Raw genomic sequence first — 25,667 nt, forward strand, 5'->3', positions numbered from 1 at the left:
ACTATCCTCTATTTCTCGTCAAAATCAGGAAGGAGTGCTGAGCAGGAAGTGCGCACGGGCGACAGCGACCGGCTTGCGGCGGTCTTCCTGCCAGGCCTCGATCAGCACGTGCGCTACGCGCTTGCCCTGCTTGGTGATTTCGCACTGCGCATACAGCGTGGTGGCCTTGCCGGAGCGCAGGTAATCCAGCGAGAAGTCCACGATCTTAGGCGCTTCCAGCGACTCGCGGTTCCACATCAGGTGCAGCAAGGCCGCATTTTCCAGAAAGCCGCCGATCAGGCCGCCATGCAGCGCCGGCAGCGTGGTGTTGCCGACATTGCGCTCGGCGAACGGCAGCGAGAACAGCAGCTCGCCGTTCTCGTCTTCGCCGCACGCCACGCCCATCAGCCGGGCGTACGGCACCGCGGCGATGATGTCGGCGAAGCGTTTTTCGTCGCGCAGCGCGAGGAAGGTTTCCATGAACTGACTCATGCCGCACCCTCCACCAACATCGGTTTCGGGTTGGAGTCGCGCATGAAGGTGGCGACGCCATGGGCGATCGGGTCATCCGGGCTGTCGTGGTAGCACACGGCACGGGTGAACGCGATCTGGCTGGCCAGCCGGTAGCACTCGGCGGTGCAGTAGATAGCCTTGCCAGGCGTGGCCGCCTTCAGGTAGTCGATGCGCAGGTCCAGCGTGGCAATGGTTTCCAGCTCAATCATGTGCGCGGTCACCGCGATGGCGCTGGTGGTGTCGACGATGGAGGTGATCACTCCGCCATGCAGCACGCCGCTGGCCGGATTGCCGACCAGATCGTCACGCCAGTCCACCTTCAGCGTCGGCTTGCGGCCAACGCTGCCAAGGTATTGCATGCCCAGCGTCACGCAGTGCGGGAAGGACACGAACAGCGCGCCCGCCGTCGCCAGCAGCTTTTCGTTGGCCGGTGCCGCGTCCGTCATTCTGCCGCGCCCTCGCCCGCCTCAAGGTTGGCCGCAGCCTCGTCGCCCTCTTCCGCGGCGTCGTCTTCGCTTTCGGCAACCTTCACCAGGCAGATCAGCTTCTCGCCGTCGTCCAGATTGATCAGGCGTACACCCTGCGCCGCACGGCCGGTCTCGCGCACCTGGTCGACCTTGGTGCGAATCAGCACGCCGCCGGTGGTGATCAGCATCACGTCGTCGCTGTCTTCCACCAGGCTGGCGGTCACCAGCGCAAGGCCGGTCTTGTCGGTCAGATCCATGGCGATCACGCCCTGGGTGCCGCGACTGGTGTGGCGGAACTCACCGACACGGGTACGCTTGCCGTAGCCGCCATCGCTGGCGGTCAGCACTTGCTGCTCGTCGCTATTGGCCACCAGCAGCGAAATCACCTGCTGGCCTTCGCCCAGCGCCATGCCGCGCACGCCGGTGGCGTTACGACCCATGGCACGCACGCCGCTTTCGTCGAAGCGCACCGCCTTGCCGGCATTGGAGAACAGCATGATCTGGTCGTTGCCGCTGGTCAGCGCCACGCCGACCAGCTTGTCGCCCTCATCCAGCTTGACGGCGATAATGCCGGCGCTGCGCGGGCGCGAGAACGCTTCCAGCGGCGTCTTCTTCACGGTGCCGTTGGCGGTACACATGAACACGAACGGGCCCTTGACCTTGTCGCTGACTTCGATGTCGTCGTCCAGCTCGACACTGTCGTTGCCGGTAAACGCCTTCACCGGCAGCATGGCGTTGATCTTCTCGCCTTCGGCCAGCGGCAGCACGTTGACAATCGGCTTGCCACGGCTGGTACGACCGCCCTGCGGCATGTCGTAGACCTTGATCCAGTAGCAACGACCAAACGAGGAGTAGCACAGCACGTAGTCGTGGGTATTGGCCACGAACAGCGTGTTGATGAAGTCGTCGTCCTTGGTCGCCGCCGCCTGCTTGCCGCGGCCGCCACGGCGCTGCGACTGGTAGTCGTCGACCGGCTGCGCCTTGAGGTAGCCGGTGTGCGACAGGGTCACCACCATTTCCTGCGGCGTGATCAGGTCTTCGATATTGATGTCGCCGCCGAACGGTTCGATCTCGGAGCGGCGTTTGTCGCCGTACTGCAGCTTCACTGCGGTCAGCTCGTCATGGATGATCTGGTTGATGCGTTCCGGACGCGCCAGGATGTCGATCAGGTCCAGGATGGTGTCCATGATCTCGCGGTATTCTCCGACGATCTTGTCCTGTTCCAGCCCGGTCAGGCGCTGCAGGCGCAGGTCCAGAATCGCCTGGGCCTGCACTTCGGACAGGCGGTAGCCGTCGGCGTGCAGGCCGTACTCGGCCGCCAGGCCATCCGGGCGGGCGTAGCTCTGGTCGACGCGCGACAGCATGCCTTCCACCAGCTCCGAGCGCCAGGCGCGCCCCATCAGTGCCGCCTTGGCCTGCGGCGGCGCTTCGGAAGCCTTGATCAGCGCGATGATCTCGTCGACGTTGGACAGTGCCACCGCCAGGCCTTCGAGGATGTGGCCGCGCTCGCGGGCCTTGCGCAGTTCGAAAATGGTACGGCGAGTCACCACTTCGCGGCGGTGACGCAGGAATTCGTCGATGATCTGCTTCAGGTTCAGCAGGCGCGGCTGGCCGTCGACCAGTGCCACCATGTTGATACCGAAGCTGTCCTGCAGCTGGGTCAGCTTGTACAGGTGGTTGAGCACCACTTCCGGCATTTCGCCGCGCTTGAGCTCGATCACCACGCGCATGCCGGACTTGTCCGACTCGTCGCGCAGGTCGGAAATGCCCTCGATCAGCTTCTCGCGCACCAGCTCGCTGATGCGTTCCAGCAGCCGCGACTTGTTTACCTGGTACGGAATCTCGTCGACGATGATCGCCTGGCGATCACCCTTGCCGATGTCCTCGAAGTGGACACGGGCGCGCATGATGGCGCGACCGCGACCGGTGCGGTACGCCTCCTTGATGCCGGCGGTACCGTAGATGATGCCGGCGGTCGGGAAGTCCGGCGCCGGGATGATGTCGATCAGCTCGTCGATGGTCAGCTCGCTGTTGTCCAGCAAGGCGAGGCAGGCATCGACCACTTCGTTCAGGTTGTGCGGCGGAATATTGGTGGCCATGCCCACCGCGATACCGGAGCTGCCGTTGATCAGCAGGTTCGGAATGCGCGTCGGCATGATCAGCGGCTCTTGCTCGGAGCCGTCGTAGTTGGGGCCGAAGTCGACGGTTTCCTTGTCGAGGTCGGCCAGCAGTTCGTGCGCGATGCGCGCCATGCGGATTTCGGTGTATCGCATCGCGGCGGCGTTGTCGCCGTCGATGGAGCCGAAGTTGCCCTGACCGTCCACCAGCGGATAGCGCAGGCTGAAATTCTGCGCCAGGCGCACGATGGTGTCGTACACCGCTGTATCACCGTGCGGGTGATACTTACCGATCACGTCGCCGACAATACGCGCCGATTTCTTGTAGGCACGGTTCCAGTCGTTGGAAAGCTCATGCATGGCGTACAGCACCCGGCGATGCACGGGCTTGAGGCCATCTCGGACATCAGGAAGGGCGCGGCCGACGATCACGCTCATCGCGTAATCGAGATAGGAACGGCGCATCTCCTCTTCCAGGCTAATCGGGAGTGTTTCCTTGGCAAAAAGCTGGTCGGTCATGGAAATCCGTAATCATGGCAAAATATTCGATATTCTAACACGAAATGACACCAAGACGCCCGCCAGACAAGCAAAAAGGCCGCTGTCGCGGCCTTTTTGCCAAGCACCCGGCATCGCTCAGCGCGCGCCGATCTGCAGCTTTTTCTCCAGACGGGAAATCCCCCACGCCATCAACATCGTCAATGCCAGATAGATGAAGGAAATGGTCAGGTACGGCTCCCAGTAGCGCGAGTACACGCCGGCCACGGTCCGCGCGGCGAAGGCCAGTTCGGCCAGGCCGATCGCCGACACCAGCGAGCTGTCTTTCAGCAGCATGATCGCCTCGTTGCCCAGCGGCGGCAGCATGCGGCGGAAGGCCTGCGGCACGATCACGAACTTCATGGTCTGGCCGTAGGAGAGTCCCAGCGAACGCGCGGCCTCCATCTGCCCCTTGTCGATGGACTGGATGCCGGCACGGAAGATCTCGGTAATGTAGGCACCGGCGTTCAGCGTCAGCGCCAGCAGGCCGGAAATGAAGGCACCGTAATTCTGGCGGATGTCGCGGGCGATATCACCGTTGATCACCAGGCCGTCCACCGGATGGATCAGCAGCGGCATCAGCGCAAAGTGCACCAGCAGGATTTGTACGAACAAGGGCGTGCCGCGAAAAAAGGTCACGTAGGCGCCAGCCGGCATGCGCACCAGGTAGCGCACCAGATAACGGCTCAGACCGTGCGGCGCATCCGCCAGCCGCGCCATGCCCATGAACAGGCCGATCAGGGTGCCGAACACCACCGCCACCAGCGTAATGATGATCGTCATTTGCACGCCTTCCACGAACAGTGGTGCGTAGTCGGCGATCATTCCCCAGCGAAAATCCATATTGCTTCCCCCTGCAAAAAAACCGGGCCGGCTCGAGGCGGGCCCGGTTCTTCATGCAGCTAATTGATTACTTGGTGCCAAAATACTTGTTGAAGATCTGGTCGTAGGTGCCGTCAGCCTTGATCGCCTTGATACCGGCATTGACCTTGTCCAGCAGCTCCTGATTGCCCTTCTTCACCGCAAAGCCATAATACTCCGGCGCGAAGCTCTGCAGGTCTTCCACCGTGGTCATGCCGTGCTGCGGGTTGTTCTTCACGTAGTTGATCACCACGCCGTTGTCACCCACCGCCGCGTCAACACCACCGGTTTCCAGCTCTTTCAGTGCCAGCGGCATGCTCTCGAAACGCTTGATGCTGGAGCTGGTCTTGCCCAGCAGCTTCTGCACCACTTCGTCGCCGGTGGTGCCGGTCTGTACCGCCACCTTCTTGTTCTTCAGGTCCTGGAAGGTCTTCACGTCGGTGACGCCCTTGCCGACCGCGATCAGCTGGCGTGCCTCAAAGTATGGCTCGGAGAAATCCATGCTCTGCTTGCGCTCGTCGGTGATGGTGATCGCCGACGACAGGATGTCGCGGTCGCCCTGCCCCAGGGTGGCGAACATGCCTTCCCACGGCGTATTGACGAACTTGACCTTGAAACCGCCCTTATCCGCCACCGCGCTCAACACCTCGATGTCGAAGCCAACGATCTGGCTCTGGTCGTTCTGGAACTCGAATGGTGCATAGCTGGCGTCGGTGCCCACCACGTACTCGGCCACCTGCGCCACCGCCGGCGCCGCATCACTGGCTGCCGATGCCGCCGGTTCTTCCGCCTTCTTGCCGCAACCTGCCACGGCAAAAACCGACAACAACATCCCCGCCAGCAGCGTTCTTCTCGTGTTCTTCATACTTGTAATCTCCGTCGATTCTCGTATTGACCGTTCGTGCCCGAAACGGCGCGCGTGCTAATATAACAAGCCCGTTACGGTGCCACAACGCACCGCAGCCGGATATTTATACCTACATTATTTAGCCAACGACATTACCGACCATGCCATTGTCCCGTTTTTGCGCTGCAGCACTTGGCGCCCTCATTCTGAGCTGCGCCGGCAACAGCTTCGCCACCGGTGAAGACGCCCCGCTGCCGGGCGACTTCCAGCCGCTACGCCAAAGCAAAGCCGCCAGCAAGGCCGCACCCGCCAGCGGCGGCAGTAATAAAGCAAATGACGTACCAGCGCGCAATATTCAGCCCGCAACAGCGACCGCCACCCAAGATAAAACCAGCAGCCCGCGACAACAGCCGCGCCACGAGCAGGCGGAAACGCGCCGCAGCAAGCGCAGCCATAGCCAGCCGGCCGCCCGGAAATCGTCTCGCCAGCTGAAGCAGGCGGCCACGACGCAACGCGCCGGCAAGGCACGCCAGCAGCTGCGCAACGGTAAGCAGAGCGTGCGCGGCAACAAGGCGGCGCGTGTCGGCAAAAAAGCCGCAGTTCGCCAGCGCGCGGTGGGCAAGCGCGTCAAAAATGGCAGAGTGATCAGTAGCCGCAAGGCCGGCGCCGGCCAGCGCAGCCTCGCCGCCCGCAAGCGCCAGAAGGCGACAGCGAACACCGCCAAGCGCAGCACCCACGCAAAGACCACGGCCAAGGCCAGCCGTACCGGCAGCAAGCAAACCCTCAAGCAGCGCAAGGCACGCAAAGCCGCGCTGAACGCCAGCGGCAAGCGCAGCAGCGTCACCCAAGCCAAGCGCAAGACCAGCGCCAAGGCCCGCCGCCACCCGCAGCCGCGGCGCCAGGCACACTAAGCCGCGCGTCCGGCAACGCCAAATAAACGGCCCGCCAACAGGCGGGCCGTTTTCATGTCATTTGGCCATTCCAGCTTGCCGCCCCGCCCCGACCGCAGCACGCCGCGCGCTCAACGCACCTGCTGCACGAAGTCGCCGAACGCCGCCACCAGCCGGTCGACATCGGCCGCGGTGGTGTCCGGGCACACCAGGATCATATTGTGGAACGGGGTGATCAGCAGGCCGCGGTTGAGCAGGAACAGGTGCACGATATGCTCCAGCTCGCTGTCCAGTATTTTGTCGGCCTCGCTGCCGTTGACGGGCGGCGTGGCGGTGAACTGGAACTCGGTGCGCGCGCCGATCTGCGTCACGCACCACGGCAGCTCATGCTGTGCGATGACGCCACGCAACCCTGCGGCCAACCTTTCCGCCAGCCCGAACATGTACTGGTAGGCGCTGTCGGTCATCACCTCGGCCAGATTGGCGCGCATTGCCGCCATCGCCAGCAGGTTGGCGGTGAGCGTGGTGCCGATGCCGCTGTGCCCCGGTGGCGCATTGCGCTTGGCTTCTTCGGCGCGACGCGCGGTCTCGGCACTGAAACCGTACACCGCGCACGGCACGCCGCCAGCCACCGGCTTGCCGACTACCAGCAGATCCGGCTGCAGGCCGTGCGCGCGCGTGTAGCCACCGGGGCCGCTGCTGATGGTGTGGGTTTCGTCGATCAGCAGCAGCGTGCCGTAGCGCTGGCACAGCGCCTGTGCCGCCTGCCAGAAGCCCGGCTGCGGCAGCACCATGCCGATATTGGTCATCGCCGGCTCGGCCAGCAGGCAGGCCACCTCGCCGTCCTGCAGCGCGGCTTCCAGCGCCGCCAGATCGTTGAATTCCACGCTGCGGGTATGCCGGGTGATGTCGTATACCTGCCCCAGCAGGCTGTCGCGGGTTTGCGGCTGGCCGTCCACCAGATCGACGAACACGTCGTCCACCGTGCCGTGGTAGCAGCCATTAAAGATCAGCACCTGGCTGCGATGGGTGATCGCCCGCGCCCAGCGGATGGCAAAGCGGTTGGCGTCCGACGCCGACAGCGCAAACTGCCAGTACGGCAGGCCGAAGCGGCGCGCCAGCTCCTGCGCCACCCACACACCGTCTTCGCTGGGCAGCATGGCGGTGTAGCCACGCTGCGCCTGACGGGCGATGGCGTCGGCCACCAGCTTGGGGCTGTGGCCGAACATGGCGCCGGTGTCGCCGAGGCAGAAGTCCACGTAATCGTGGCCGTCCACGTCCTGGAAGCGCGCGCCCTGCGCCGCCGCCACGTACAGCGAGAACGGCGTCGACCAGTCGTTCATCCAGTGCAGCGGCACGCCGAACAGCAGATGGCCGGCGGCTTGCGATGACAGCTCGCGCGAACGCGGCATGCGCCCGATGAAAGCATTGCGCTCGGCGACCTGCAGCGCCTGCGCCTTGTCCCAGTTGATGCCATGACGAGTGGCCATGGGGTCTCCTTCGTAGTGTCTTTATTGGCTTGCGGCCAACGTTGGCCGCAAGCCGTGAATTCATCCTGTGCCGTGCGGAGCAGCGGTTTACGCTCTCGCGAGCCAGCGCGAGACGCGGCAAAGACTGAGGGCGGTGGCGCTGAGCCGTCGCCAATGCGCCCGCCCATCTCACCTGGCGCCGCCGCGCCGCAGATCGTCAGCAAGCGCTTACACGTGCAGCTGCAGGTGCTCGCGTTCCCAGGCGGTAATGGCGCGGTTAAAGGTCTCGAACTCCTTCTCCTTCACCGCGCAGAACGCCTGCACGAACTCCTCGCCCAGAATCGCCGCCAGCTCCGGGCAGTCCTGCATCAGCTCCACCGCGTCTTCCAGGCTGCGCGGCAGTTCGTAGTCCAGGTTGTAGGCGCTGTCGTTCATCGGCGCCGACGGTTCGATCCGGTTCACCATGCCCAGGTAGCCACAAGCCAGCGTCGCCGCCATCGCCAGATACGGATTCACATCGACGCCGGGCACGCGGTTTTCCACCCGCCGCGCCACCGCGCCGGACGGTGGAATACGGATGCCGCAGGTGCGGTTGTCGTAGCCCCAGCGCACATTGATCGGCGCCGCAGTGTGGCGACTGAGGCGGCGGTAGCTGTTCACGTACGGCGCGAACATCGGCATCGCCCGCGGCAGGTAGCGCTGCATGCCGCCGATGTGGTGGAAGAACAGCTCGCTGGCGCTGCCATCGGCATTCGAGAAGATGTTGTCGCCGCTGTCGCAGTCCACGATGCTCTGGTGGATGTGCATCGCGCTGCCCGGCTCGCCCTCCATCGGCTTGGCCATGAAGGTGGCGAAGATATTGTGACGGTAGGCGGTTTCGCGCACCGCGCGCTTGAACAGGAACACCTGGTCGGCCAGCGCCATCGCATCGCCGTGGCTGAAGTTGATCTCCATCTGGCAGGCGCCGACCTCATGGATCAGCGTTTCCACCTTCAGCTGCGCCGCCTCGCAGAACGCCGACAGCTCCTGGAAGAAGGGGTCGAAATCGTTGACCGCGTCGATGGAGAACGACTGCCGCCCCACCTCGGAGCGGCCAGCGCGACCGGACGGCGGCCGCAGCGGCTCGTGCGGATTGGTGTTCTGGCGGATCAGGTAAAACTCCATCTCCGGCGCCACCACCGGCCGCCAGCCTCGCGCCTCGTACAGTTGCAGTACCTTGCGCAGCACCGCGCGCGGCGAGATGCCGACCGGGGTGCCGTCGAAATCCTCGCAATCGTGGATCACCACCGCCACCGGCTCGATCGCCCACGGCACCAGGCGGATGGTGGCGGGATCGGGACGGCACACCATGTCCGGATCGTTGGCGCCGGCAAAGCGCTCGAACTCGGCGAATTCGCCGTTGACGGTGATGGTCAGCACCGCCTTCGACATTTTCATGGTGTCTTCGGCCAGAAACAGCCCCTTGGGCACGATCTTGCCGCGTGCCATGCCGGTCATGTCCGGTATCACGCACTCCACTTCATGGATATTGTGCTCGCGTATAAACGCGGCCAGTTGCTCGTTCATCGTCGTTCTCCTGCGGACTGTCTCGATTATTTGTAGCCTGTCGCCCACCGTTGTTGCCCGGTTCGCTCATCGTCGTGACGGCTCGGAACACCGCAGCAAAACGCAGCTCATGCCGTGCATCGTAAATTTGATCAAATACCCATGTCAACATTTGATCAAATATTTGCAATGACCACAAAAATGGCCGCACCCTTGCGGCCAACCTTGCGCCATGCCTGCGTCCACAACATGCGTGACCCGACCACAGGCACACGTCGCCAGCCGGCACCCCAGCAACCGGCGGCCATTACCACCGCGCAGGCCGCCGCACCACCCTGCCCGCGCCCAGACCGTGGCAGGCTTCTGCTATGCTTGCCGCCAATTTATCCTGACTGCGCACCATGAAAACCAGTACCGCCTCCACCCTGCAAGACGAGACCTACGACACGCTGCGCCACTGGCTGATGCTGGGGCGCTGGCTGCCGGGCGAGCGGCTGAAGATCCGCCAGCTGGCCGAGGAGCTGGGCGTCAGCCAGATGCCGGTACGCGCCGCGCTGCAAAGGTTGGCCGCAGAAAAGGCGCTGCTGAACATCCCCAACTGCGGCGTGCAGGTGCCGCAGCTGACCGAGACCCAGTTCGACGACATCCTGGAAAACCGCATCCTGCTGGAAGGCGAAGCCGCCTTCCGCGGCGCACAAAGCTTGGCCGCAACGGAGCGCGAGCAGCTGCTGCAGCTGTGCCGCGCCATGGACAGCGCCATCGCCGCGGACGACATCAAGGGCTATCTCGACGCCAACGAGCTGTTCCACCTGCAGCTGTACCGCGCCAGCGGCTCACCGCTGCTGCTGTCGCTGATCGAGACGGTCTGGCTGCACGTTGGGCCAATCTCCAACCAACTGCATCAGGACCTGGCAGTGTGGAAGACCATGAACGACGCCCACCACGTGCTGCTGGACGCGCTGCAGGCCGGCGACGCCGACGCGGTGCGCCGCGCCATCGAACAGGATTTGCGCACCGCCGGCAGCTACCTGCGCCTCAGCTGCCGCCCCGGCTGATCGTCGCGTTTTGCCGTGGCCGGCGGCGGCGCTTGCGCCAGATCAAGCCGGCCGGCCAGCCCTCCTTGTCGTTTGCGCCAACGGGCACTATACCGGGGGTGAGCAGCCACCTCGGCCGCCCTAAGCATCTGATTATCCAAGGAGAGTACGATGAGCCTGCTTCCTTCCCGCAGCACCCTGTTTGACGACCTGTTCCGCGACTTCAGCGGCCACGGCTTCTTCATCAAGCCCCTGCACGGCGATGCGCTGCCATCGCAGATCAAGCTCGACGTCAAGGAAACCGACACCGGTTTCACCGTGCTGGCCGAGCTGCCCGGCGTGTCCAAGGACGACATCCACGTCGAGATCGAGGGCGCCCAGCTCACCATCAAGGCCGAAGTGAAACAGTTCGACAAGCAAAGCAAGGACGAGCAGAACCTGCGCAGCGAACGCTACTACGGCATGGTGTCGCGCAGCCTGCAGCTGCCGTCCGACCTGGACCGTGACGGCGCCAGCGCCAAGTACGAAAACGGCGTGCTGACACTGACACTGCCGAAGAAACACAGCAGCGGCAACGGCAAACGCCTGATCGTGGAATAGCTAGCTGCTACCCACAGCAAGCCCGGCCCCGGCGGCCGGGCTTTTCTTTTTGGTAACGGATGAAAAGTGGCCAAGGTTGGCCGCAGGTGGTTTACATCAGGTGTGAGCAGTGGGTGACCTGGAGATGGGCAGAGCAGCCATACAGGCTGCGCGTGCAATCACGCCCATAGCAGCCTGCCAAGCTGAGAGAGGGTTGTCTGCTACCGACCCGAAGCCGTCATTCTTCGTAACCACCATGAAGCGGCTGCAATGAAGTCAGAAGCTGCCGATGGATCCTAATCTGTGCTCTTGGGATTCAGTCAGCGGACAACGGATGGGCACTGTCACTCGTCCGGTAGATTGAGGGGTGTTATACGGAACCAGTCATGACAAAATGTTTGAAAAATATGAAGTTGGGGTACGATACAGGCTGCCATTAATATCATTTAAAATACGGACTTTAGGGTCCGTATAAACACTGTTAGAGATACCGCGCACACTTGGAGCAATTGACGATTATGGGAAACAGTGGGGGAGCAGCAGCCAATTCCGGCATTGACTTTCAGCAACGTATCGCGGCCCTAGTAATGGCGCATGTCATCGCTGACGTAAAGGACTTCACTTCTGTGAATCTGGGAGATGTCCTTGACGTAAGGGAAATACGATTTGAGACGACCGATTGCATAGACGACCTGGTTATCGTTTCCGATCAAGGTAGCACCTATATTCAAGCAAAACATTCCCTGAGCCTTTCGGAGAAGTTGGAGTCCGAATACTCATCGGTGCTAAAGCAATTTGTTGCTCAGCATTTAGCTGGCGGCGCGGAATCAGATTCCTATGTACTTGCCACTTCATCTAGAGCATCGCGACGAATTACCAATGAGCTCCGGAAGCTAACAGAAGCAGCTCGCCTCAATGAAGCATCGAGTAATGACAATCCATTAACGCAAGCTGAAATGAATGTTATTGAGAAGACCAAGGCTTTGCTGCAAAAACATTTTTTCGAAAAGACTGGCGCAGCAATGCCAGATAGCGAGTTCAGAAAACTCTTCAAGAGAATTCGCATAGCTCAACTTGATATTGAAGATGGTGCTCCCTTAGAGGCGGCCGTGCTGACTTTGTTGTCAGGAAAATCGAATGTATCCCCATCGCTACTGTGGGGAAGCCTGATTGCACTTTGCTTGTCTTTGGCTAAAGACCGACTTTCCATCGACAAAGCCGCCCTGATCCAAAGAGTCGGGCGGTTTATAGGCCCCCATAGTCTCAAGGTAACAACCGAGGCAGCTAGAGAGTATTTCGGCCTTCAATTCAAGGGAATGTTTTCTGCTGGGCGTGAAATGCTTCTTGTTAAGTCCCCCTTTCCCGACGCTGATTATTTGATCGTTGAGTTATTTCGCTTTAAAGACGATGGACGAAAACGTGTCAGGTTTTTCGATGGCAAGGTCGAACTTCTAAACGGGGAAACTTGGGATGTCATACATCGTGCCTCGACATATGTCGGAATCGAACGCTTTATCGAGGAACACGTAGAGCGGTTCGCTGAGGCACAAATAGCGGTTCTCCCAATTAACTCAGAGACCAACCCCGAAGATGAATCCTATGTCAGGGTACATGCAGAATATTCCGCTCGACTGGCTGAGTCTTTGGAAGATCCGCTTAAATGCCTTCACTGTGGAGACCCTGTTTCCGAGGACTCTTCCCCTGCTATTGAGATTGAAGAAGAGGGTATGGAGCATGCAGTGGGCATTGTGCATAGAAAGTGTATGCGAACCACCGACCGGGCCTTAGGCTTAATAACACACGATCTGTTTCGTGAAAATAAGCTTCTCAAGAACTTCGACTATATCCAGTGGTTTCTTCACGCTCCTCGTGGCCAAGGTCTTTTTTCCGCAACAGCTAATATTGGTAATCGCATTAGCTCGGTAGCATGGAAGCCGGACTACAACCGAATCTCTAAAGGTTCATGGTGCGTAAAAATCATGCTTGAAGATGGAAGTGCAAGGTATGTTCATGAACGTGGAAAGGTCGTTAGGTATGCTGAAGTTGAGGCTCACGAAATTGCAGACCACTTCAACGTTCAATTCGACGAAGCAAGAAACAAGAAAAATCCATGGTGCTATACATCAGAGCGAGAGGGGTTTGGAACTTACTCTACCGCCATCCAAGTAATGACGGCCGATGAAACATGCATTATGTGCAGTAATGCGACGGCCGTACGTTACACACAGGCTATAGAAAATACGTACTCGTCTTCCGAGAACTTCTATGCACCTCTTGTAATTCTGCTGGAAGAGGAGTCTGGACTCCCGATTTCAGTTTTTGGTGCGATATTCCTTGTCACCAACCCGCTTCGACTGGAAAGATTTATTGATAACTGGAGGAAGGCAGGAATTGAATTACCTACTTTTGTCGCTTCTATAGTCGAGTCTGACGACGAATTCGATAAGTTCGTGCGAAAAATAAAGGATGAGGGGGAAGGTGTCATCGTTGACCCGATGCTGAACATGTCAGGAGAACTTATCAGCGGGTTTGTCATTGAAAACTATTACGAGCTCGTCAAACATGGCTCAACGGATCTCTAACTTTTCATTCCACCGGACCTGCGCGAAAAGCCGAGCAAGCCGGTGAATTCATTTGTCAATGTCAGCTAGCTGAATTGCTGCGGTCGTTCATCCTTTCTCTTTGCGGCGCCCACGGACGGCTGGAACTGGCCGACAGCAACCATGCTAGTACATAGGCATGGCCAGCTGCTTTGCCCCCCTCACCACCAGCCACCCGAAACACCCCCGCCTTCACCCCACCCCCGTTAAGCGCGCTGTCGCACAGACTCGGCCCCGCGATGGGCGCACGGTTGCCACAGCGGATGGGGCTGCGCATACGAAACCCGTCCTGCGATAGCAACGTATGATCAGGAGATGGTAATGAACTATGAAGAGCGCGATACCTACGGCATTTACAAGAACAAAGTGAGCGGCGAGCTCAATAATCCGCAAGGCCCCGGCCCGCAGCTGATGGGCGCCGACACCCTGTCCGGCAACGACGTATTCAACAAGAACGGCGATGACCTTGGCGACATCAAGGAAATCATGCTCGACATGCGCAGCGGCCGCGTCTGCTACGCGGTGCTGGCCTTTGGCGGCTTTCTGGGTATGGGCGAGAAGCTGTTCGCCGTGCCATGGAGTGCGCTGACCCTCGACACCGAGAACAAGCGCTTCGTGCTGGACGTCGCCAAGGATCGTCTGGACCAAGCCCCCGGCTTTGACAAGGACAACTGGCCGGACATGGCGGACGCCGCCTGGGCCAAGAAAATCGACGCCTACTACGGCACCTCGGCCGCCCTCAGCGAGCCTTACGTTTGATTCACCCCACCGCCGGCTGCGTCATGGCCTCTCCCGCCGGCACCGGCAAGCAACAAGGTTGGCCGCAAGCAGGTTCCCGCTTGCGGCCAACTTTTTCACGCTTGATGCGGCTACACCGGCAGGCGGCTGCCGGCCTTCACCTCGCGCAGTGCCAGGCTGGAGTGGATGGACGCCACTCCCGGCATCTGACGCAGCACGTTTTCGACAAAATCGCTGTAGGCGTCCAGCGACGTGGCCACTACCTGCAGCAGGTAGTCGGCGTCGCCGGTGATTTTGTGACAGGACAGCACCTGTGGCTGCGCGCACATCGCCGCCTCGAACGCGTTCGGCTCGTTGCCGCCGTGCGCACTGAAGCGGATCTGCACGAAAGCCAGCACGTCCAGCCCCAGCTTGCGGCGGTCGAGATTGGCCTGGTAGTCCTTGATATAGCCGTCGTCTTCCAGCCGCTTCAGCCGCCGCCAGCACGGCGTCACGCTCAGCGACAGCTGCTCCGCCAGCCGGGGATTGGACAGCGTGCCGTCCTGCTGCAACAGGCGCAGAATAGTCCGGTCTGCGGCATCTAGTTCGCTTTTTGGTTTGTTCGTACTCATTTTTGCCACTGAGAGAGTCTGTTCTTATCGCAGGATAGCGAATGGCGGGCGCTTAAAGCAAAGTAAATCCCGAGCCGCCGCCACATACTGATTGCCGTCACCTTCCTCTGTACGGCACCACGTCATGCTTACCATCTACAGCAATGCCCATCGTCTGCACCACGCCACCGAACTCAAGGACGGCGTCCTGAAGCCCTGTTTCGAGATGCCGAGCCGCGCCGACACCATTCTGGCGCGGGTGCAGGCCGTTGGCCTCGGCGAAGTCATCGCGCCGCGCGAATTCGGCAGCGCCAGCTATGCCCGCGTGCACAGCGAGCGCTATGTGCGTTTTCTGGAGCAGGCCTGGAGCGAATGGCAGGCGCTGGGTCGTCAGCACGACGCACTGCCGCTGATCTGGCCGGTGCGCGATCTGCGCAGCGATATCGAGCCGCAGCATATCGACGGCAAGCTGGGCTTTTACGCGATGGACGCCGGTGTGGCGATTACCGCCGGCACCTGGCAGGCGGTGAAGACCAGCGCCGACCTGGCGCTGACCGGCATGGCGGCGCTGACGCAGGGCGAATACAGCGCCTTTGCGCTGTGCCGCCCGCCCGGCCACCACGCCGCCGCCGAGTACATGGGCGGCTACTGCTATCTGAACAATGCCGCCATCGCCGCGCAGCACGCGCTGGACAACGGCGCCAAACGGGTGGCGGTGCTGGACGTGGACTACCACCACGGCAACGGCACGCAGAGCATCTTCTATGACCGCGCCGACGTGATGTTCACCTCGCTGCACGGCGACCCCACGCACTCCTATCCCTACTTCCTCGGCCACCGCGACGAAACCGGCGCCGGCGCCGGGCTGGGCTTCAATCACAACTACCCGCTACCGCACGGCACCGGCTGGGACGGCTACGGCGCGGCGCTGAGCCACGCCTGCGACGCCATCGCCGCCTACGCCCCGGACGCGGTGGTGATCTCGCTGGGGGTGGACACTTTCAAGGACGACCCGATCAGCCACTTCCGCCTCGAAAGCGAAGACTTCCTCAAGATCGGCCAGACCATCGCCGGCATCGGCCGCCCGACCCTGTTCGTGATGGAAGGCGGTTACATGGTCGACGACATCGGCGTCAACGCGGTGAACGTGCTGCGCGGCTTCGAGGCGGCATAAGTACACCGACCACTTCCCGTAGCCTGGATAAGCCAACGGCGCATCCGGGGCCGGGTCAGGCATGACCTGGACACGTCAACCACTGCCCTCCCCGGATGCGCCTGCAGCTTATCCGGGCCACGGGCCTCGCGCGGCCACCGTAACGACCTGACCTGAAACGAACTGTCTCAAGCGCTGGCGTGGCCGCCAAAGGTCTGTCGCCACTCGCTGGGCGTCACGCCAAAGGCCTTGCGAAAATGCAGCCGCAGCGAGGCCGGCGAGCCGAAACCGGCCTGCTGCGCGATGCTTTCCACCGGCAAGGCGCTGGTTTCCAGCAGCCGCTGGGTCAAGGCCAGCCGCTGCGCCAGCAGCCAGCCCTGCACTGTGCTGCCGGTCAGCAGGCGGAAATGGCGGGTGAAGGTACGCCGGCTCAGCAGCGCGCGCTGCGCCAGGCTGTCCAGACTGTGTGGCTGGTCGAGGTTGGCCCGCACCCAGTCCAGCAGGCCGGACAGCCGCCCGTCGCGCGCGCTGGCCGGCAGCGGCTGCTCGATGTATTGCGCCTGCCCGCCCTGCCGGTGCGGCGGCGTCACCAACCGTCTGGCCACGCTGTTGGCCGCCTCGGCGCCGCTGAGCTGACGCAGCAGATGCAGGCAGCAATCCAGCCCGGCAGCCGTGCCGGCCGAGGTCAGCAGCGGGCCATCGTCCAGGTACAGCACATCGGCGTCCACCGTCACCCCCGGGAAGCGGCGGGCAAAATCCTCGGCATAGGCCCAGTGCGTGGTGGCGCGGCGGCCATCCAGCAACCCGGCCTGCGCCAGCACATACGCCCCCAGGCACAGCCCGACGATGCGCGCGCCACGCGCATGGGCCGCCTGCAATGCGGCCAACAGCGGTGCCGGCGCGGTTTCTGCCGGGTCGCGCCAGCTGGGCACGATCACCACTTCGGCCTGCTGCAACGCCTCCAGCCCGGCCGGCAGCGTCAGGCCAAAGCCGGCGGAGGTCGTCAGCGGCCCCGTTTCGGCGGCGCACACCTGCAGCCGGTAGGCCGGCGCCTGCAGCTGATTCTCGCCGAACACCACGCACGGCACCGACAGGTGAAACGGACTGATGTGGTCGAAGGCCACCACGGCAACGCAAATCTCGGACATGGGCTTTGCCTCCCGCTTGCAATGGCCCGATCTTAACGCAAATTGTCATTCGGGTCACTCGTGATGCTGCGCGTGCCACGGCACACTGCCTCATCGCCAGCCAACATGAGGAGAGCAGGATGAGCACCCCGAAACGCGCATTGATCGTCATCGACGTACAGAACGAATATTTCACCGGCAAGCTGGGTATCAGCTACCCGGACCCGGCCATCACCCTGCCCAACGTTGGCCGCGCCATGGATGCGGCGAGCGCCGCCGGCATTCCGGTGGTGGTGGTACAGCACATCACCCCGCCGGGCGCACCGATCTTCGCCGAAGGCAGCCACGGCGCCGCACTGCATCCCAGCATTGCCGAGCGCCCGCGCGACCACCTGATCAGCAAGCAGCTGGCCAGCTGCTTTACCGGCACCGATCTCGCCGACTGGCTGCGCTCGCGCGACATCGACACCCTGAGCATCGTCGGCTACATGACCCACAACTGCGACGCTTCCACCGCACTGCACGCCAGCCACGACGGCTGGCAGGTGGAGCTGCTGAGTGATGCCAGCGGCTCGCTGCCCTACCGCAACCGCGCCGGTAGCGCCAGCGCCGAGGAGATTCACCGCGTGTTCACCGTGGTGATGCAGACCGGCTTTGCCGCAGTAGCCAGCACCGACGACTGGATCGCCGCGGTACAGGCCGGCCAGCCGCTGGCCGCCACCGAGGGCGTACTGGGCTCGCATCTGCAGGCGGTGCCGCAGTAAGCCGCGGCCAACGTTGGCCGCAAAAAAAACCGCCACATTGGCGGTTTTTTCATGCGACACCGTAACCCGGATAAGCGCAGCGCATCCAGGGAATGGTTGTTTACCTATCCCCCGGATGCGCCGTTGGCTTATCCGGGCTACTGCATTTACTGGCAGCCGTCCGGCGTGCACAGCGGTGCCTCGGCCACGCCAAGGTTGGCCGCACCAGCCAGCAAACCTTGCAGATAGCCGGCAAACGCGTCCGGCTTGCCCAGATACGGCGACAGCTCCAGCCGCTGCAGCTGGCCATTCAGTTCCAGCAGCAGCGAGGGGAAGCCGCGCAGGCCGTGTGTGGCCATGTCGCGGTGGCTGCGGCCAACGTGGGCGGCGAACTCGCCCTGCTGGCGCGGGTATTCGGCGGCGAAGGCGGCGCCATCCAGCCCCAGCTCGATAGCCACTTGCTGCAGCACCGGCAGATCGGCGATGCGCTGTCCATCCACGTAGTGCGCTTGTTGCAGGCGGTGCAGCATGGTCAGCCCGTCCACCCCCAGCGTCTGCGCTGCGAGAATGGCCAGCGTCGGCGGCGTGCTGTCGAACACCGCAGTGTTGTCCAGCAGCAGGCCGTTGAAGTAGCCATCGCCAAACGGCTGGCCGGTGAGCTGCTGGATGCGCTGATCGTGCCCCATCACGTACTGGCGCAATTGCGGCGTGACCGGCTGGCGATTGGGGCCACTCATCATCGCCCCGGCGTGCAGCGCGATGGCGAGGCCGGCAACGTTGGCCGCGGCGGCCAGCAGCGGCGCCGCGCCGTAGCACCAGCCGCACAGCGGGTCGTAGTAGTAATGCAGGGTGGCGTTTACCATTTCATTTCACCTTTGTTCACCTTGGCGCCGATGTCCAGCGCCAGCCCCATGCCGGCCTGCGGATAGGCGCGCTGCATGGCGGCGATCAGCTCGGCAGCATTGCCCGCCTTACCCGCCTCGCTGTCAAAACGCTGCAGGTAGTGGCGAGTGTAGTCGATGGCCGTGCTATCCAGCTTGCTGCCGGCCGCCATGTGGCCCGGCACCACGACGGCGGGCTTGAGCGCGGCCATCTCGTCCAGCTGCGCCAGCCAGGCCTGACGCTCGGCCGGCTGCTGGGTGTCGGCGGTCCACACGTGCAGGCCGCTGAACACGGCGACGTTGCCGGCGATGGCGCGCAGCGACGGAATCCACACATACGGACGGTGCGCCAGCACGCCACGGGTGCCGCGCAGCTCGATCTTTTCACCGTCCACGCTCAGGCTGTCTGTTTTCAAGGCACTGGGCACGATGGGCTGCTGCGGTGCATTGACGCCCATCTTCGGCCCCCAGAACGCCAGCTTGCCGGCCAGCTTGGCCTGGATCTTGCCGGCCACCGCCGGAGTGGCCACCACTTGTGCCTGCGGGAACAGCTGCTTCAGCACCTCGGCGCCAAAGTAGTAGTCCGGGTCGGCATTGCTGATCAGGATAGTCTTCAGCGTCTTGCCGCTGTCCAGCACGTTGGCCGCAATGCGGTAGCCGTCGGCGCGGGTGAAGCCGCTGTCGATCACCATCGCCTCGTGCTCGCCGCTGACCACCACGGCATTGGCGTGGAAACTGCCTTCGCCGGCGTTGTACACCTTCAGCTGCAAGGGCTGGGCGGCGTGGGCGGCGGTAGCGCTCAGGGCAAGAGAGGCGGCGATCAGTGTGGTGCGAAACATGGGGTGTCCTTTCATGGCGGCCAGTGCCGCGGGTTGATGGACGTCACTATAGTTTCTCTATCCGCGCAGATAAACGCGATAATATGCGCATATTTGTTGCATAAATCGAGCAGATAACATGGACAGAGTCACCGCGATGCGGGTATTCGCCGATGTCGCCGCCAGCGGCAGCTTCAGCGCCAGCGCCGAGCGGCTGGAGATGTCACGCGCGATGGTGACCCGCTATGTGGCCGAGATGGAGCAATGGCTGGGTGTGCGGCTGCTGCAACGCACCACCCGGCGCGTGACGCTGACCGACGCCGGCGAGCAGGCGCTGCGTCGCTGCCAGCAGCTGCTGGCACTGGTGGCGGAGGTGGAAGACGAGGTGGCGACCGCGGACGGCAGCTTGCGCGGCCAGCTGCGGCTGACCAGCAGCATGTCCTTCGGCCACGCCCATCTGGCGGCGGCGCTGGCCGAGTTTCTGGCGCAGCATCCGCAGCTGAAGATCGACCTGAACGTCGGCGATGCCACCTTGAACCTGGTGGAAGCGCGCATCGATCTGGCGATCCGCATCAGCAGCGAGCCGGACCCGGCGCTGATCGCGCGGCCGCTGGCGGTATGCGACTCGGTGCTGGTGGCCAGCCCCGGCTATCTGGCGGCCGCCGGCACGCCGCAAACGCCGGCCGAGCTGGCCGGCCACCGCTGCCTGGGGCACAGCAACGTTGGCCGCAGCAGCTGGCGCTTCCAGCGCGGCGAGCAGCGCGAAACCGTCAACGTGGCCACCCGCTTCACCGCCAACGACGCCACCGTGCTGCTGCATGCGGCGCTGGCCGACGGCGGCATCAGCCTGCAGCCGACCTATCTGGCCAACCCCTGGCTGCAGCGCGGCGAGCTGCTGGCGGTACTGCCGGCGTGGCAGCCGCCAGCGATGACCATCTACGCGCTGTACCCGTCGCGCCGCCACCTGTCGCCAGCGGTACGCGCGCTGCTGGATTTTCTGGTGGCGCGCTTCGCCACGCTGCGCTGGTAGCCGCGCGCTGTCGGCGTCACCGCGCTGGCCAGCTTGCCGCGCACTGCATCAAAGTGCACCGCGCGCGGCCATGCGTAATCCAAGCACGCACCGCGCCTAGTTGCCGGCCGCATCGGCGGCGTAGGCGATACCGTTCGGCCCCGCCTGCACCGCGTGGCTGGCGATCACCTGCTGCTGCGCGACATCGATCACCGAGAAACTGGCGGCGCCCATATTGCTGACGAACACATGGCGGCCATCCGCGCTGACCACCACGCCATGCGCGCCGGCGGCGGTGCGCAGCGTGGCCGTCACCTGCCCGCGGCCGGTATCGATCACCGACACCCGCTCGTCCGGCTGCGCCGCGCTGCCCTGATTGGCGACGTACAGCAACTTGCCGTCCGGGGTGGCAAACAGCTGCACCGGCGTATTGCCGACCGCGATCTTGTCCAGCAGCTGCCGCCGCGCCACGTCGATCACGGCGACCTTGTTCTCGCCGCTGAGCGACACATAGCTGTGACGACCGTCGGGCAGGAAGGCCACCTGCACCGGCGCGCGGCCGACCGCGATCTGCGCCACCTCGCGCAGGCTGGCGACATCGATCACCGACACGCTGTTGCCCTTCATGTTGGCGACGTAGATCTGCTGCCCGTCCGGGCTGAGGCGCAGGCCGTGCGGATAGGCGCCGGTTGCGATGCGCGCACGCAGGGTGCGGCTGGCAAGATCGAATACTTGCAACACGTTGTTGGCGGCATCGCTGACAAAGGCCAGCTGGCCGCTGCGGTCGGTAATCACGTGCGCCGGATGGCCGGCCACCGCCAGGCTGAACGCCGGGGCGGCGGTGTCGGCCACATCGAACACCAGCAGGCGGCCGTCGTCGGCGCTGTTGCCATGGTGGCCGGCGTGCACGCTGACGCCCACCACCAGCAGCCGCTTGCCGTCCGGCGTCAGCTGCAGGTTGTGTGGCGCGATGTCGAGCTTAACGTGGCTGGCGGCGCCATCCGCCAGCTGCACCCGGCTGATCGACGCCGCCTGTTCGTTGGCGGTAAACACCGTGCCGCCTGGCGCGGCCAGCGCGCTGCCGCCGACCGTGAGCCACGCCGCCAGCAGGCCGTACTTTAAAATGCGATGCATGATGCACTCCCCTAGAATTGCCGCCGCGCGGCGAGCAGATTAGCCTCGCGCGGCACGGCCATCACCGGACAAAGGTGCCGGCGCCGGATATTGTCAGGCAGGCTATGCCGCGGACAGGCGCGGCGACTTGATCTGGGGCAGGCGATCACGCCACGGCGGAGGGAAGTGTGCCAGGGTTGGCCGCAAGGCGGCGCCAGTCCGCCCGCCACGGGATGGCGCGCGCTGGCCGCCTCCCCGCTCAACCCACTTGCGCCTGGCCGGCGTCGTCCCACGGTTCAAACGGGTCAGCCAGGCCGGCCCAGCTTGGCGCGCCGGCGGCCAGCTCGGCGTCGCTGAGCAGGCAGGCATCGAAGGCCGCCGTCAGCGCCGCCACGTCCATGTCGATGCCGATCAGCACCAGTTCCTGCTGGCGGTCGCCCCACGGCTCCTGCCAGCGGCTGGCGATCAGCGCGCGACTTTCCGCGTCGTCCGGCCAGTCGGCGCGATCGACCGCATCCCACCACAACCCGCCCAGGCCGTGGCGCGACATGGCGCCGGCCTGCGACCAGCTGCCAACCAGCAGCGGCCGCGTCGCCAGCCAGAAGTGGCCCTTGGAGCGCACCACGCCCGGCCACGCTTGCTGCAGCCAGTGGTAGAGGCGCTGCGGATGAAACGGCTGGCGCGCGCGGTAGACAAAGCTGCCGATGCCGTAGGCTTCGGTTTCCGGCACGTGCTCGCCGCGCAGCTCCTGCAGCCAGCCCGGCGCATCGGCCGCGGCGTCAAAATCAAACAGCCCGGTGTCGAGCACGCTGTCTAGCGGCACGCGGCCAAAATGGCTGTTGACGATGTGCGCACGCGGGTTGAGCGTGGCCAGGATGGCTTCCAGACGCAGAATATCTGCCGCCGACATCAGGTCGGTCTTGTTGAGCACGATCACGTCGCAGAACTCCACCTGTTCCACCAGCAGGTCCACCACCGTGCGCTCGTCCTCTTCGCCCGCCGCTTCGCCACGCTGGTGCAGAAAGTCTTGCGAGCCGTAGTCGCGCAGGAAGTTGAAGCCGTCCACCACCGTCACCATGGTGTCCAGCCGCGCGATGTCGGCCAGGCTGGCGCCGTTATCGTCGCGGAAGGTAAAGGTCTCCGCCACCGGCAGCGGCTCGGCAATGCCGGTGGATTCGATCAGCAGGTAGTCGAAACGGCCGGCGGCGGCCAGCTGGCGGATCTCGACCAGCAGGTCCTCGCGCAGCGTGCAGCAGATGCAGCCGTTGCTCATCTCCACCAGTCTTTCCTCGGCGCGACTGAGCGCGGCGCCACCGTCGCGCACCAGCTGCGCGTCGATGTTGACCTCGGACATGTCGTTGACGATCACCGCCACGCGGCGGCCGTCGCGGTTGTGCAGGATGTGGTTGAGCAAGGTGGTCTTGCCGGCGCCGAGAAAGCCGGACAGCACGGTGACGGGCAGGCGATGGTCTGATGGCTGGGGCACAGCATTCCTTTCGTTATAACGTAACAATCAACAAAGTTACGTTATAACACAGCTGTCAAGCCTAAGGCTTCGCGTCACGCGACTGACATCAGTCCGTCACACGCCTGCCACCCGCCGCCGCCACAATGCCGGGATGCACAACCCCGGAGGCGATATGCATACCCATACCCTGGTCAACAAGGCCGTCCACAACAGCCGCAGCACCGGCGCGCGCGCGCTGGGCGACCGGCTGTTCGCGCGCTGGTTCAGCCAGCTGGTCTACGCGCAGATCTGGGAAGACCCGCTGGTCGACATCGACGCGCTGGCGCTGCAGCCCGGTGCGCGGGTGCTGACCATCTCCTCCGGCGGCTGCAATGCGCTGGCCTACCTCGCCTGCGCGCCGCAAGAGGTGCACGCGGTGGACCTCAACGCCAGCCATCTGGCGATGCTGGCGCTGAAGCGCGCCGCGTTCCAGGCCCTGCCGGACTACCCGGCGCTGCTGGCCTTTCTCGGCGGAGCCGACGATGCGGCCAACCTGCAGCGCTACCGCCAGCATCTGGCGCCGCAGCTGCCGCCGGCCGCGCGCCAGTACTGGGAACAAACCGACTGGCGTGGCCGGCCGCGCTACAGCCTGTTCGCGCGCCACGCCTACCGCCACGGCCTGCTGGGGCGCTTCATCGGCGTCGCGCACGGCCTGGGGCGGCTGCTGGGCGGCAACCTGTCGCGGCTGGCCACCGCGGCCAACCTTGACGAGCAGCAGGCGCTGTTCGATCGCCATCTGGCGCCGCTGTTCGACCACCCGCTGCTGCGCTTCCTCGCCCGCCGCCCGGCGATGCTGTACAGCATGGGCATTCCGCCGGCACAGTTCGCCGCGCTGCTGCACGACGCCGACGGCGACCTGCCCGCGCTGTTCCGCGAACGGATGCGCCGCCTGGCCTGCGATTTTCCGCTGGCGGACAACCCGTACGCGCAGCAGGCGTTTGCCCGCCGCTACGATACCGGCCGCCAGAATGCGCTGCCGATGTACCTGCAGCAACAGCACTACGCCGCCATCCGCGAGCACAGCCCGCGCCTGCACAGCCACCACTGCTCGCTGACCGATTTCCTTGTCAACCGCCCGTCGCAGTCGCTGGACGCCTACCTGTTCCTCGACGCGCAGGACTGGATGGACGATGCCCAGCTCAATGCGCTGTGGCGCGAAGTGACCCGCACCGCCGCCCGCGGCGCGCGCGTGGTGTTCCGCACCGGCGGCAGCGCCTCGCCGCTGGAAACACGACTGGCGCCGCAGGTGCGCGCCGCGTGGCGCACCGACCCCGACCACAACCGCGCGCTGCACCGGCGCGACCGCGCCGCCATCTACGGCGGCGTCCACCTCTATATCAAGCAAACATGACCCTACTCGAACCCGCGCTGCTGCTGGACGGCCACGCCAGCTGGCTGAGCCAGGCCCGGCTCAACGGCGGCCAGCACTGGGTGCGCAATGCCGCCTGCGACGTGTGCTGCAGCGACGCCGGCAATCCGCCGATCCCGGTCACCCGCCTGCACACCTTTAGCGCGCAGGACAGCTACGTCGCCAGCGCGCGCTCGGCGTGGCTGCGCTACGCGCAGGACGAAGCGCAGCGCAAGAGCCGCTCGCTGGGCACGCTGGCGCAGGTCGCCGGCCTGCCGCTATCCGGCCTGATTACCGCCGCGCGGCTGGACGAGGCGGCGGTGATCAACAACTGGCTGATCTCCACCAACCTGCACCCGCAGTGGCAGGACAGCGACCTGTCGCTGCTGACCGAGTCGGTGATGGCGCGCCACTGCGACAGCCCGCTGCTGCTGCGCAATGTCAGCGACGCGGTCAACCCTGGCCTCGCGCAAAGGTTGGCCGCACAGGGCTGGACGCTGCTGCCGGCGCGGCAGATCTACACCTGCGATCCGCAAGACCCGGCGGTGTGGCAAAGCCCCAACGTCAAGCGCGACCAGAAGCTGCTGGCACAGCCCGATTTGCAGCTGGGCGGCCCGGACACGCTGACCGCAGACGAGCTGCCGGCGTTGCGGCGCTGCTTTCGCGCGCTGTTCATCGACAAGCACTCGGTACTGAACCCGGATTTCACCGACGAATTCTTCGCGCTGTGCCTCGACAAACGCTTCCTGGAGCTGCACGCGCTGCGGCTGGACGGCCGCATCGTCGGCGTCATCGGCCTGTATCAGCGCTACGGCTGGCTGACCACGCCGCTGCTGGGCTACGACACCACACTACCGCCGGAGCTGGGGCTGTACCGGCGGCTGATGGCGCTGCTGCTGCGCGAGGCACAGGCGCGCCGCCTGCGCCTGCACTACAGCTCCGGTGCCGGCGCCTTCAAGCAGCATCGCGGCGGCGTGCCGGCGCTGGAATACAGCGCGGTGTTCAGCGCCCACCTGCCGGGGCGGCAGCGGCTGGCGCTGAGCACGCTGGCCGGCATCCTGCAGCGCATGGCCGGGCCGATCCTCAGCCGCCACGGCTGAGCATGGTGGTGGCGGTTTGTGACTTTGCTTAGCTGAAATGAGCATTGGCATAACTCATGCCAATGACGTTATGCTGCGCCATTGGCATGACCGTTATGTACA

At 63.9% G+C, this 25,667-nt stretch carries 23 protein-coding genes; 10 read left to right on the forward strand and 13 right to left on the reverse strand.

All coding sequences use genetic code 11. The annotated features are described in order from the left end of the window. Window positions 1-24 precede the first annotated feature (24 nt). From ACG97_RS05385 to ACG97_RS05405, 5 genes are all read right to left on the reverse strand, one after another. A complete protein-coding gene (locus ACG97_RS05385; RefSeq protein ID WP_047966320.1) occupies window positions 25-471 on the reverse strand; it encodes a PaaI family thioesterase in 447 nt (148 codons plus the stop codon). After that, window positions 468-938 (reverse strand): PaaI family thioesterase, encoded by a 471-nt coding sequence (locus ACG97_RS05390; RefSeq protein WP_047966321.1) that lies wholly within the window; start codon window positions 936-938, stop codon window positions 468-470. Before ACG97_RS05390 ends, ACG97_RS05385 begins: the two co-directional genes overlap by 4 nt. After that, complete coding sequence (gene gyrA, locus ACG97_RS05395; RefSeq protein ID WP_047966322.1) at window positions 935-3,595, reverse strand: DNA gyrase subunit A; 2,661 nt, start codon at window positions 3,593-3,595, stop codon at window positions 935-937. The genes ACG97_RS05390 and gyrA overlap by 4 nt, the downstream gene beginning before the upstream one ends. 117 nt (window positions 3,596-3,712) lie before the next feature. Beyond that, window positions 3,713-4,456: an amino acid ABC transporter permease gene (locus ACG97_RS05400; protein ID WP_047966323.1), complete on the reverse strand. Its 744-nt coding sequence runs from the start codon at window positions 4,454-4,456 to the stop codon at window positions 3,713-3,715. Window positions 4,457-4,523: 67 nt separating this feature from the next. Then, the gene (locus ACG97_RS05405; protein WP_047966324.1) at window positions 4,524-5,339 is read right to left on the reverse strand and encodes a basic amino acid ABC transporter substrate-binding protein; all 816 of its coding nucleotides are present in this window, start codon (window positions 5,337-5,339) and stop codon (window positions 4,524-4,526) included. Between the two features lie 143 nt (window positions 5,340-5,482). Between ACG97_RS05405 and ACG97_RS05410 the strand changes: the two genes are divergently transcribed. Next, complete coding sequence (locus ACG97_RS05410) at window positions 5,483-6,232, forward strand: hypothetical protein (protein WP_156167951.1); 750 nt, start codon at window positions 5,483-5,485, stop codon at window positions 6,230-6,232. A 110-nt stretch (window positions 6,233-6,342) separates the two neighbouring features. Here the strand turns inward: ACG97_RS05410 and ACG97_RS05415 are convergent, their stop codons facing one another. Further along, window positions 6,343-7,701: an aspartate aminotransferase family protein gene (locus tag ACG97_RS05415; protein WP_047966326.1), complete on the reverse strand. Its 1,359-nt coding sequence runs from the start codon at window positions 7,699-7,701 to the stop codon at window positions 6,343-6,345. A gap of 207 nt (window positions 7,702-7,908) precedes the next feature. Beyond that, window positions 7,909-9,246, reverse strand: a complete 1,338-nt coding sequence (locus ACG97_RS05420; RefSeq protein ID WP_047966327.1) for a glutamine synthetase family protein — start codon at window positions 9,244-9,246, stop codon at window positions 7,909-7,911. 380 nt (window positions 9,247-9,626) lie between these two features. Between ACG97_RS05420 and ACG97_RS05425 the strand changes: the two genes are divergently transcribed. From ACG97_RS05425 to ACG97_RS05440, 4 genes are all read left to right on the forward strand, one after another. Next, window positions 9,627-10,280, forward strand: a complete 654-nt coding sequence (locus ACG97_RS05425) for a GntR family transcriptional regulator (protein WP_047966328.1) — start codon at window positions 9,627-9,629, stop codon at window positions 10,278-10,280. A gap of 150 nt (window positions 10,281-10,430) precedes the next feature. After that, complete coding sequence (locus tag ACG97_RS05430; protein ID WP_047966329.1) at window positions 10,431-10,859, forward strand: Hsp20/alpha crystallin family protein; 429 nt, start codon at window positions 10,431-10,433, stop codon at window positions 10,857-10,859. A gap of 479 nt (window positions 10,860-11,338) precedes the next feature. Beyond that, entirely contained in the window at window positions 11,339-13,420 is a 2,082-nt protein-coding gene (locus ACG97_RS17500) for a hypothetical protein (protein WP_156167953.1), read from the forward strand. A 339-nt stretch (window positions 13,421-13,759) separates the two neighbouring features. After that, window positions 13,760-14,197, forward strand: a complete 438-nt coding sequence (locus ACG97_RS05440; RefSeq protein WP_047966330.1) for a PRC-barrel domain-containing protein — start codon at window positions 13,760-13,762, stop codon at window positions 14,195-14,197. Between the two features lie 110 nt (window positions 14,198-14,307). Here ACG97_RS05440 and ACG97_RS05445 read toward each other — a convergent pair whose 3' ends face one another. Continuing rightward, complete coding sequence (locus tag ACG97_RS05445; protein ID WP_047966331.1) at window positions 14,308-14,787, reverse strand: Lrp/AsnC family transcriptional regulator; 480 nt, start codon at window positions 14,785-14,787, stop codon at window positions 14,308-14,310. A 124-nt stretch (window positions 14,788-14,911) separates the two neighbouring features. Between ACG97_RS05445 and ACG97_RS05450 the strand changes: the two genes are divergently transcribed. After that, entirely contained in the window at window positions 14,912-15,940 is a 1,029-nt protein-coding gene (locus ACG97_RS05450) for a histone deacetylase family protein (RefSeq protein WP_047966332.1), read from the forward strand. A gap of 167 nt (window positions 15,941-16,107) precedes the next feature. Here the strand turns inward: ACG97_RS05450 and ACG97_RS05455 are convergent, their stop codons facing one another. Further along, window positions 16,108-17,067 (reverse strand): GlxA family transcriptional regulator, encoded by a 960-nt coding sequence (locus ACG97_RS05455; RefSeq protein ID WP_047966333.1) that lies wholly within the window; start codon window positions 17,065-17,067, stop codon window positions 16,108-16,110. Window positions 17,068-17,186: 119 nt separating this feature from the next. Between ACG97_RS05455 and ACG97_RS05460 the strand changes: the two genes are divergently transcribed. Beyond that, window positions 17,187-17,810, forward strand: coding sequence for a cysteine hydrolase family protein (locus ACG97_RS05460; RefSeq protein WP_047966334.1), 624 nt, complete (start codon window positions 17,187-17,189; stop codon window positions 17,808-17,810). A gap of 146 nt (window positions 17,811-17,956) precedes the next feature. Here ACG97_RS05460 and ACG97_RS05465 read toward each other — a convergent pair whose 3' ends face one another. Together ACG97_RS05465 and ACG97_RS05470 are read right to left on the reverse strand one after the other, a co-directional pair. Further along, the gene (locus ACG97_RS05465) at window positions 17,957-18,652 is read right to left on the reverse strand and encodes a DsbA family protein (protein ID WP_047966335.1); all 696 of its coding nucleotides are present in this window, start codon (window positions 18,650-18,652) and stop codon (window positions 17,957-17,959) included. Next, complete coding sequence (locus tag ACG97_RS05470) at window positions 18,646-19,509, reverse strand: MBL fold metallo-hydrolase (RefSeq protein WP_047966336.1); 864 nt, start codon at window positions 19,507-19,509, stop codon at window positions 18,646-18,648. Before ACG97_RS05470 ends, ACG97_RS05465 begins: the two co-directional genes overlap by 7 nt. A gap of 118 nt (window positions 19,510-19,627) precedes the next feature. Here ACG97_RS05470 and ACG97_RS05475 point away from each other — a divergent pair, with 118 nt between their 5' ends. Beyond that, window positions 19,628-20,518, forward strand: coding sequence for a LysR family transcriptional regulator (locus ACG97_RS05475; RefSeq protein WP_047966337.1), 891 nt, complete (start codon window positions 19,628-19,630; stop codon window positions 20,516-20,518). A 96-nt stretch (window positions 20,519-20,614) separates the two neighbouring features. On the opposite strand, the gene ACG97_RS05480 is transcribed toward ACG97_RS05475, so the two are convergent. Continuing rightward, the gene (locus ACG97_RS05480; RefSeq protein ID WP_047966338.1) at window positions 20,615-21,631 is read right to left on the reverse strand and encodes a YncE family protein; all 1,017 of its coding nucleotides are present in this window, start codon (window positions 21,629-21,631) and stop codon (window positions 20,615-20,617) included. 238 nt (window positions 21,632-21,869) lie between these two features. Continuing rightward, window positions 21,870-23,096 carry a zinc metallochaperone GTPase ZigA gene (gene zigA, locus ACG97_RS05485; protein ID WP_047966339.1) on the reverse strand — a complete coding sequence of 409 codons (1,227 nt, stop codon included), beginning with the start codon at window positions 23,094-23,096 and terminating at the stop codon, window positions 21,870-21,872. A gap of 154 nt (window positions 23,097-23,250) precedes the next feature. Here zigA and ACG97_RS05490 point away from each other — a divergent pair, with 154 nt between their 5' ends. Both ACG97_RS05490 and ACG97_RS05495 read left to right on the forward strand, forming a co-directional pair. Beyond that, entirely contained in the window at window positions 23,251-24,468 is a 1,218-nt protein-coding gene (locus ACG97_RS05490) for a DUF3419 family protein (RefSeq protein WP_047966340.1), read from the forward strand. Next, window positions 24,465-25,565 (forward strand): GNAT family N-acetyltransferase, encoded by a 1,101-nt coding sequence (locus ACG97_RS05495; protein WP_047966341.1) that lies wholly within the window; start codon window positions 24,465-24,467, stop codon window positions 25,563-25,565. Before ACG97_RS05490 ends, ACG97_RS05495 begins: the two co-directional genes overlap by 4 nt. Window positions 25,566-25,667: the final 102 nt, after the last annotated feature.

Source organism: Vogesella sp. EB (assembly GCF_001037925.1).
Classification (GTDB): domain Bacteria; phylum Pseudomonadota; class Gammaproteobacteria; order Burkholderiales; family Chromobacteriaceae; genus Vogesella; species Vogesella indigofera.

Coding starts and splice junctions, on each gene's coding strand:
- ACG97_RS05385 (WP_047966320.1), bottom strand. CDS start 471: ATGAGTCAGTTCATGGAAACCTTCCTCGCGCTGCGCGACGAAAAACGC.
- ACG97_RS05390 (WP_047966321.1), bottom strand. CDS start 938: ATGACGGACGCGGCACCGGCCAACGAAAAGCTGCTGGCGACGGCGGGC.
- gyrA (WP_047966322.1), bottom strand. CDS start 3,595: ATGACCGACCAGCTTTTTGCCAAGGAAACACTCCCGATTAGCCTGGAA.
- ACG97_RS05400 (WP_047966323.1), bottom strand. CDS start 4,456: ATGGATTTTCGCTGGGGAATGATCGCCGACTACGCACCACTGTTCGTG.
- ACG97_RS05405 (WP_047966324.1), bottom strand. CDS start 5,339: ATGAAGAACACGAGAAGAACGCTGCTGGCGGGGATGTTGTTGTCGGTT.
- ACG97_RS05410 (WP_156167951.1), top strand. CDS start 5,483: ATGCCATTGTCCCGTTTTTGCGCTGCAGCACTTGGCGCCCTCATTCTG.
- ACG97_RS05415 (WP_047966326.1), bottom strand. CDS start 7,701: ATGGCCACTCGTCATGGCATCAACTGGGACAAGGCGCAGGCGCTGCAG.
- ACG97_RS05420 (WP_047966327.1), bottom strand. CDS start 9,246: ATGAACGAGCAACTGGCCGCGTTTATACGCGAGCACAATATCCATGAA.
- ACG97_RS05425 (WP_047966328.1), top strand. CDS start 9,627: ATGAAAACCAGTACCGCCTCCACCCTGCAAGACGAGACCTACGACACG.
- ACG97_RS05430 (WP_047966329.1), top strand. CDS start 10,431: ATGAGCCTGCTTCCTTCCCGCAGCACCCTGTTTGACGACCTGTTCCGC.
- ACG97_RS05440 (WP_047966330.1), top strand. CDS start 13,760: ATGAACTATGAAGAGCGCGATACCTACGGCATTTACAAGAACAAAGTG.
- ACG97_RS05445 (WP_047966331.1), bottom strand. CDS start 14,787: ATGAGTACGAACAAACCAAAAAGCGAACTAGATGCCGCAGACCGGACT.
- ACG97_RS05450 (WP_047966332.1), top strand. CDS start 14,912: ATGCTTACCATCTACAGCAATGCCCATCGTCTGCACCACGCCACCGAA.
- ACG97_RS05455 (WP_047966333.1), bottom strand. CDS start 17,067: ATGTCCGAGATTTGCGTTGCCGTGGTGGCCTTCGACCACATCAGTCCG.
- ACG97_RS05460 (WP_047966334.1), top strand. CDS start 17,187: ATGAGCACCCCGAAACGCGCATTGATCGTCATCGACGTACAGAACGAA.
- ACG97_RS05465 (WP_047966335.1), bottom strand. CDS start 18,652: ATGGTAAACGCCACCCTGCATTACTACTACGACCCGCTGTGCGGCTGG.
- ACG97_RS05470 (WP_047966336.1), bottom strand. CDS start 19,509: ATGTTTCGCACCACACTGATCGCCGCCTCTCTTGCCCTGAGCGCTACC.
- ACG97_RS05475 (WP_047966337.1), top strand. CDS start 19,628: ATGGACAGAGTCACCGCGATGCGGGTATTCGCCGATGTCGCCGCCAGC.
- ACG97_RS05480 (WP_047966338.1), bottom strand. CDS start 21,631: ATGCATCGCATTTTAAAGTACGGCCTGCTGGCGGCGTGGCTCACGGTC.
- ACG97_RS05490 (WP_047966340.1), top strand. CDS start 23,251: ATGCATACCCATACCCTGGTCAACAAGGCCGTCCACAACAGCCGCAGC.
- ACG97_RS05495 (WP_047966341.1), top strand. CDS start 24,465: ATGACCCTACTCGAACCCGCGCTGCTGCTGGACGGCCACGCCAGCTGG.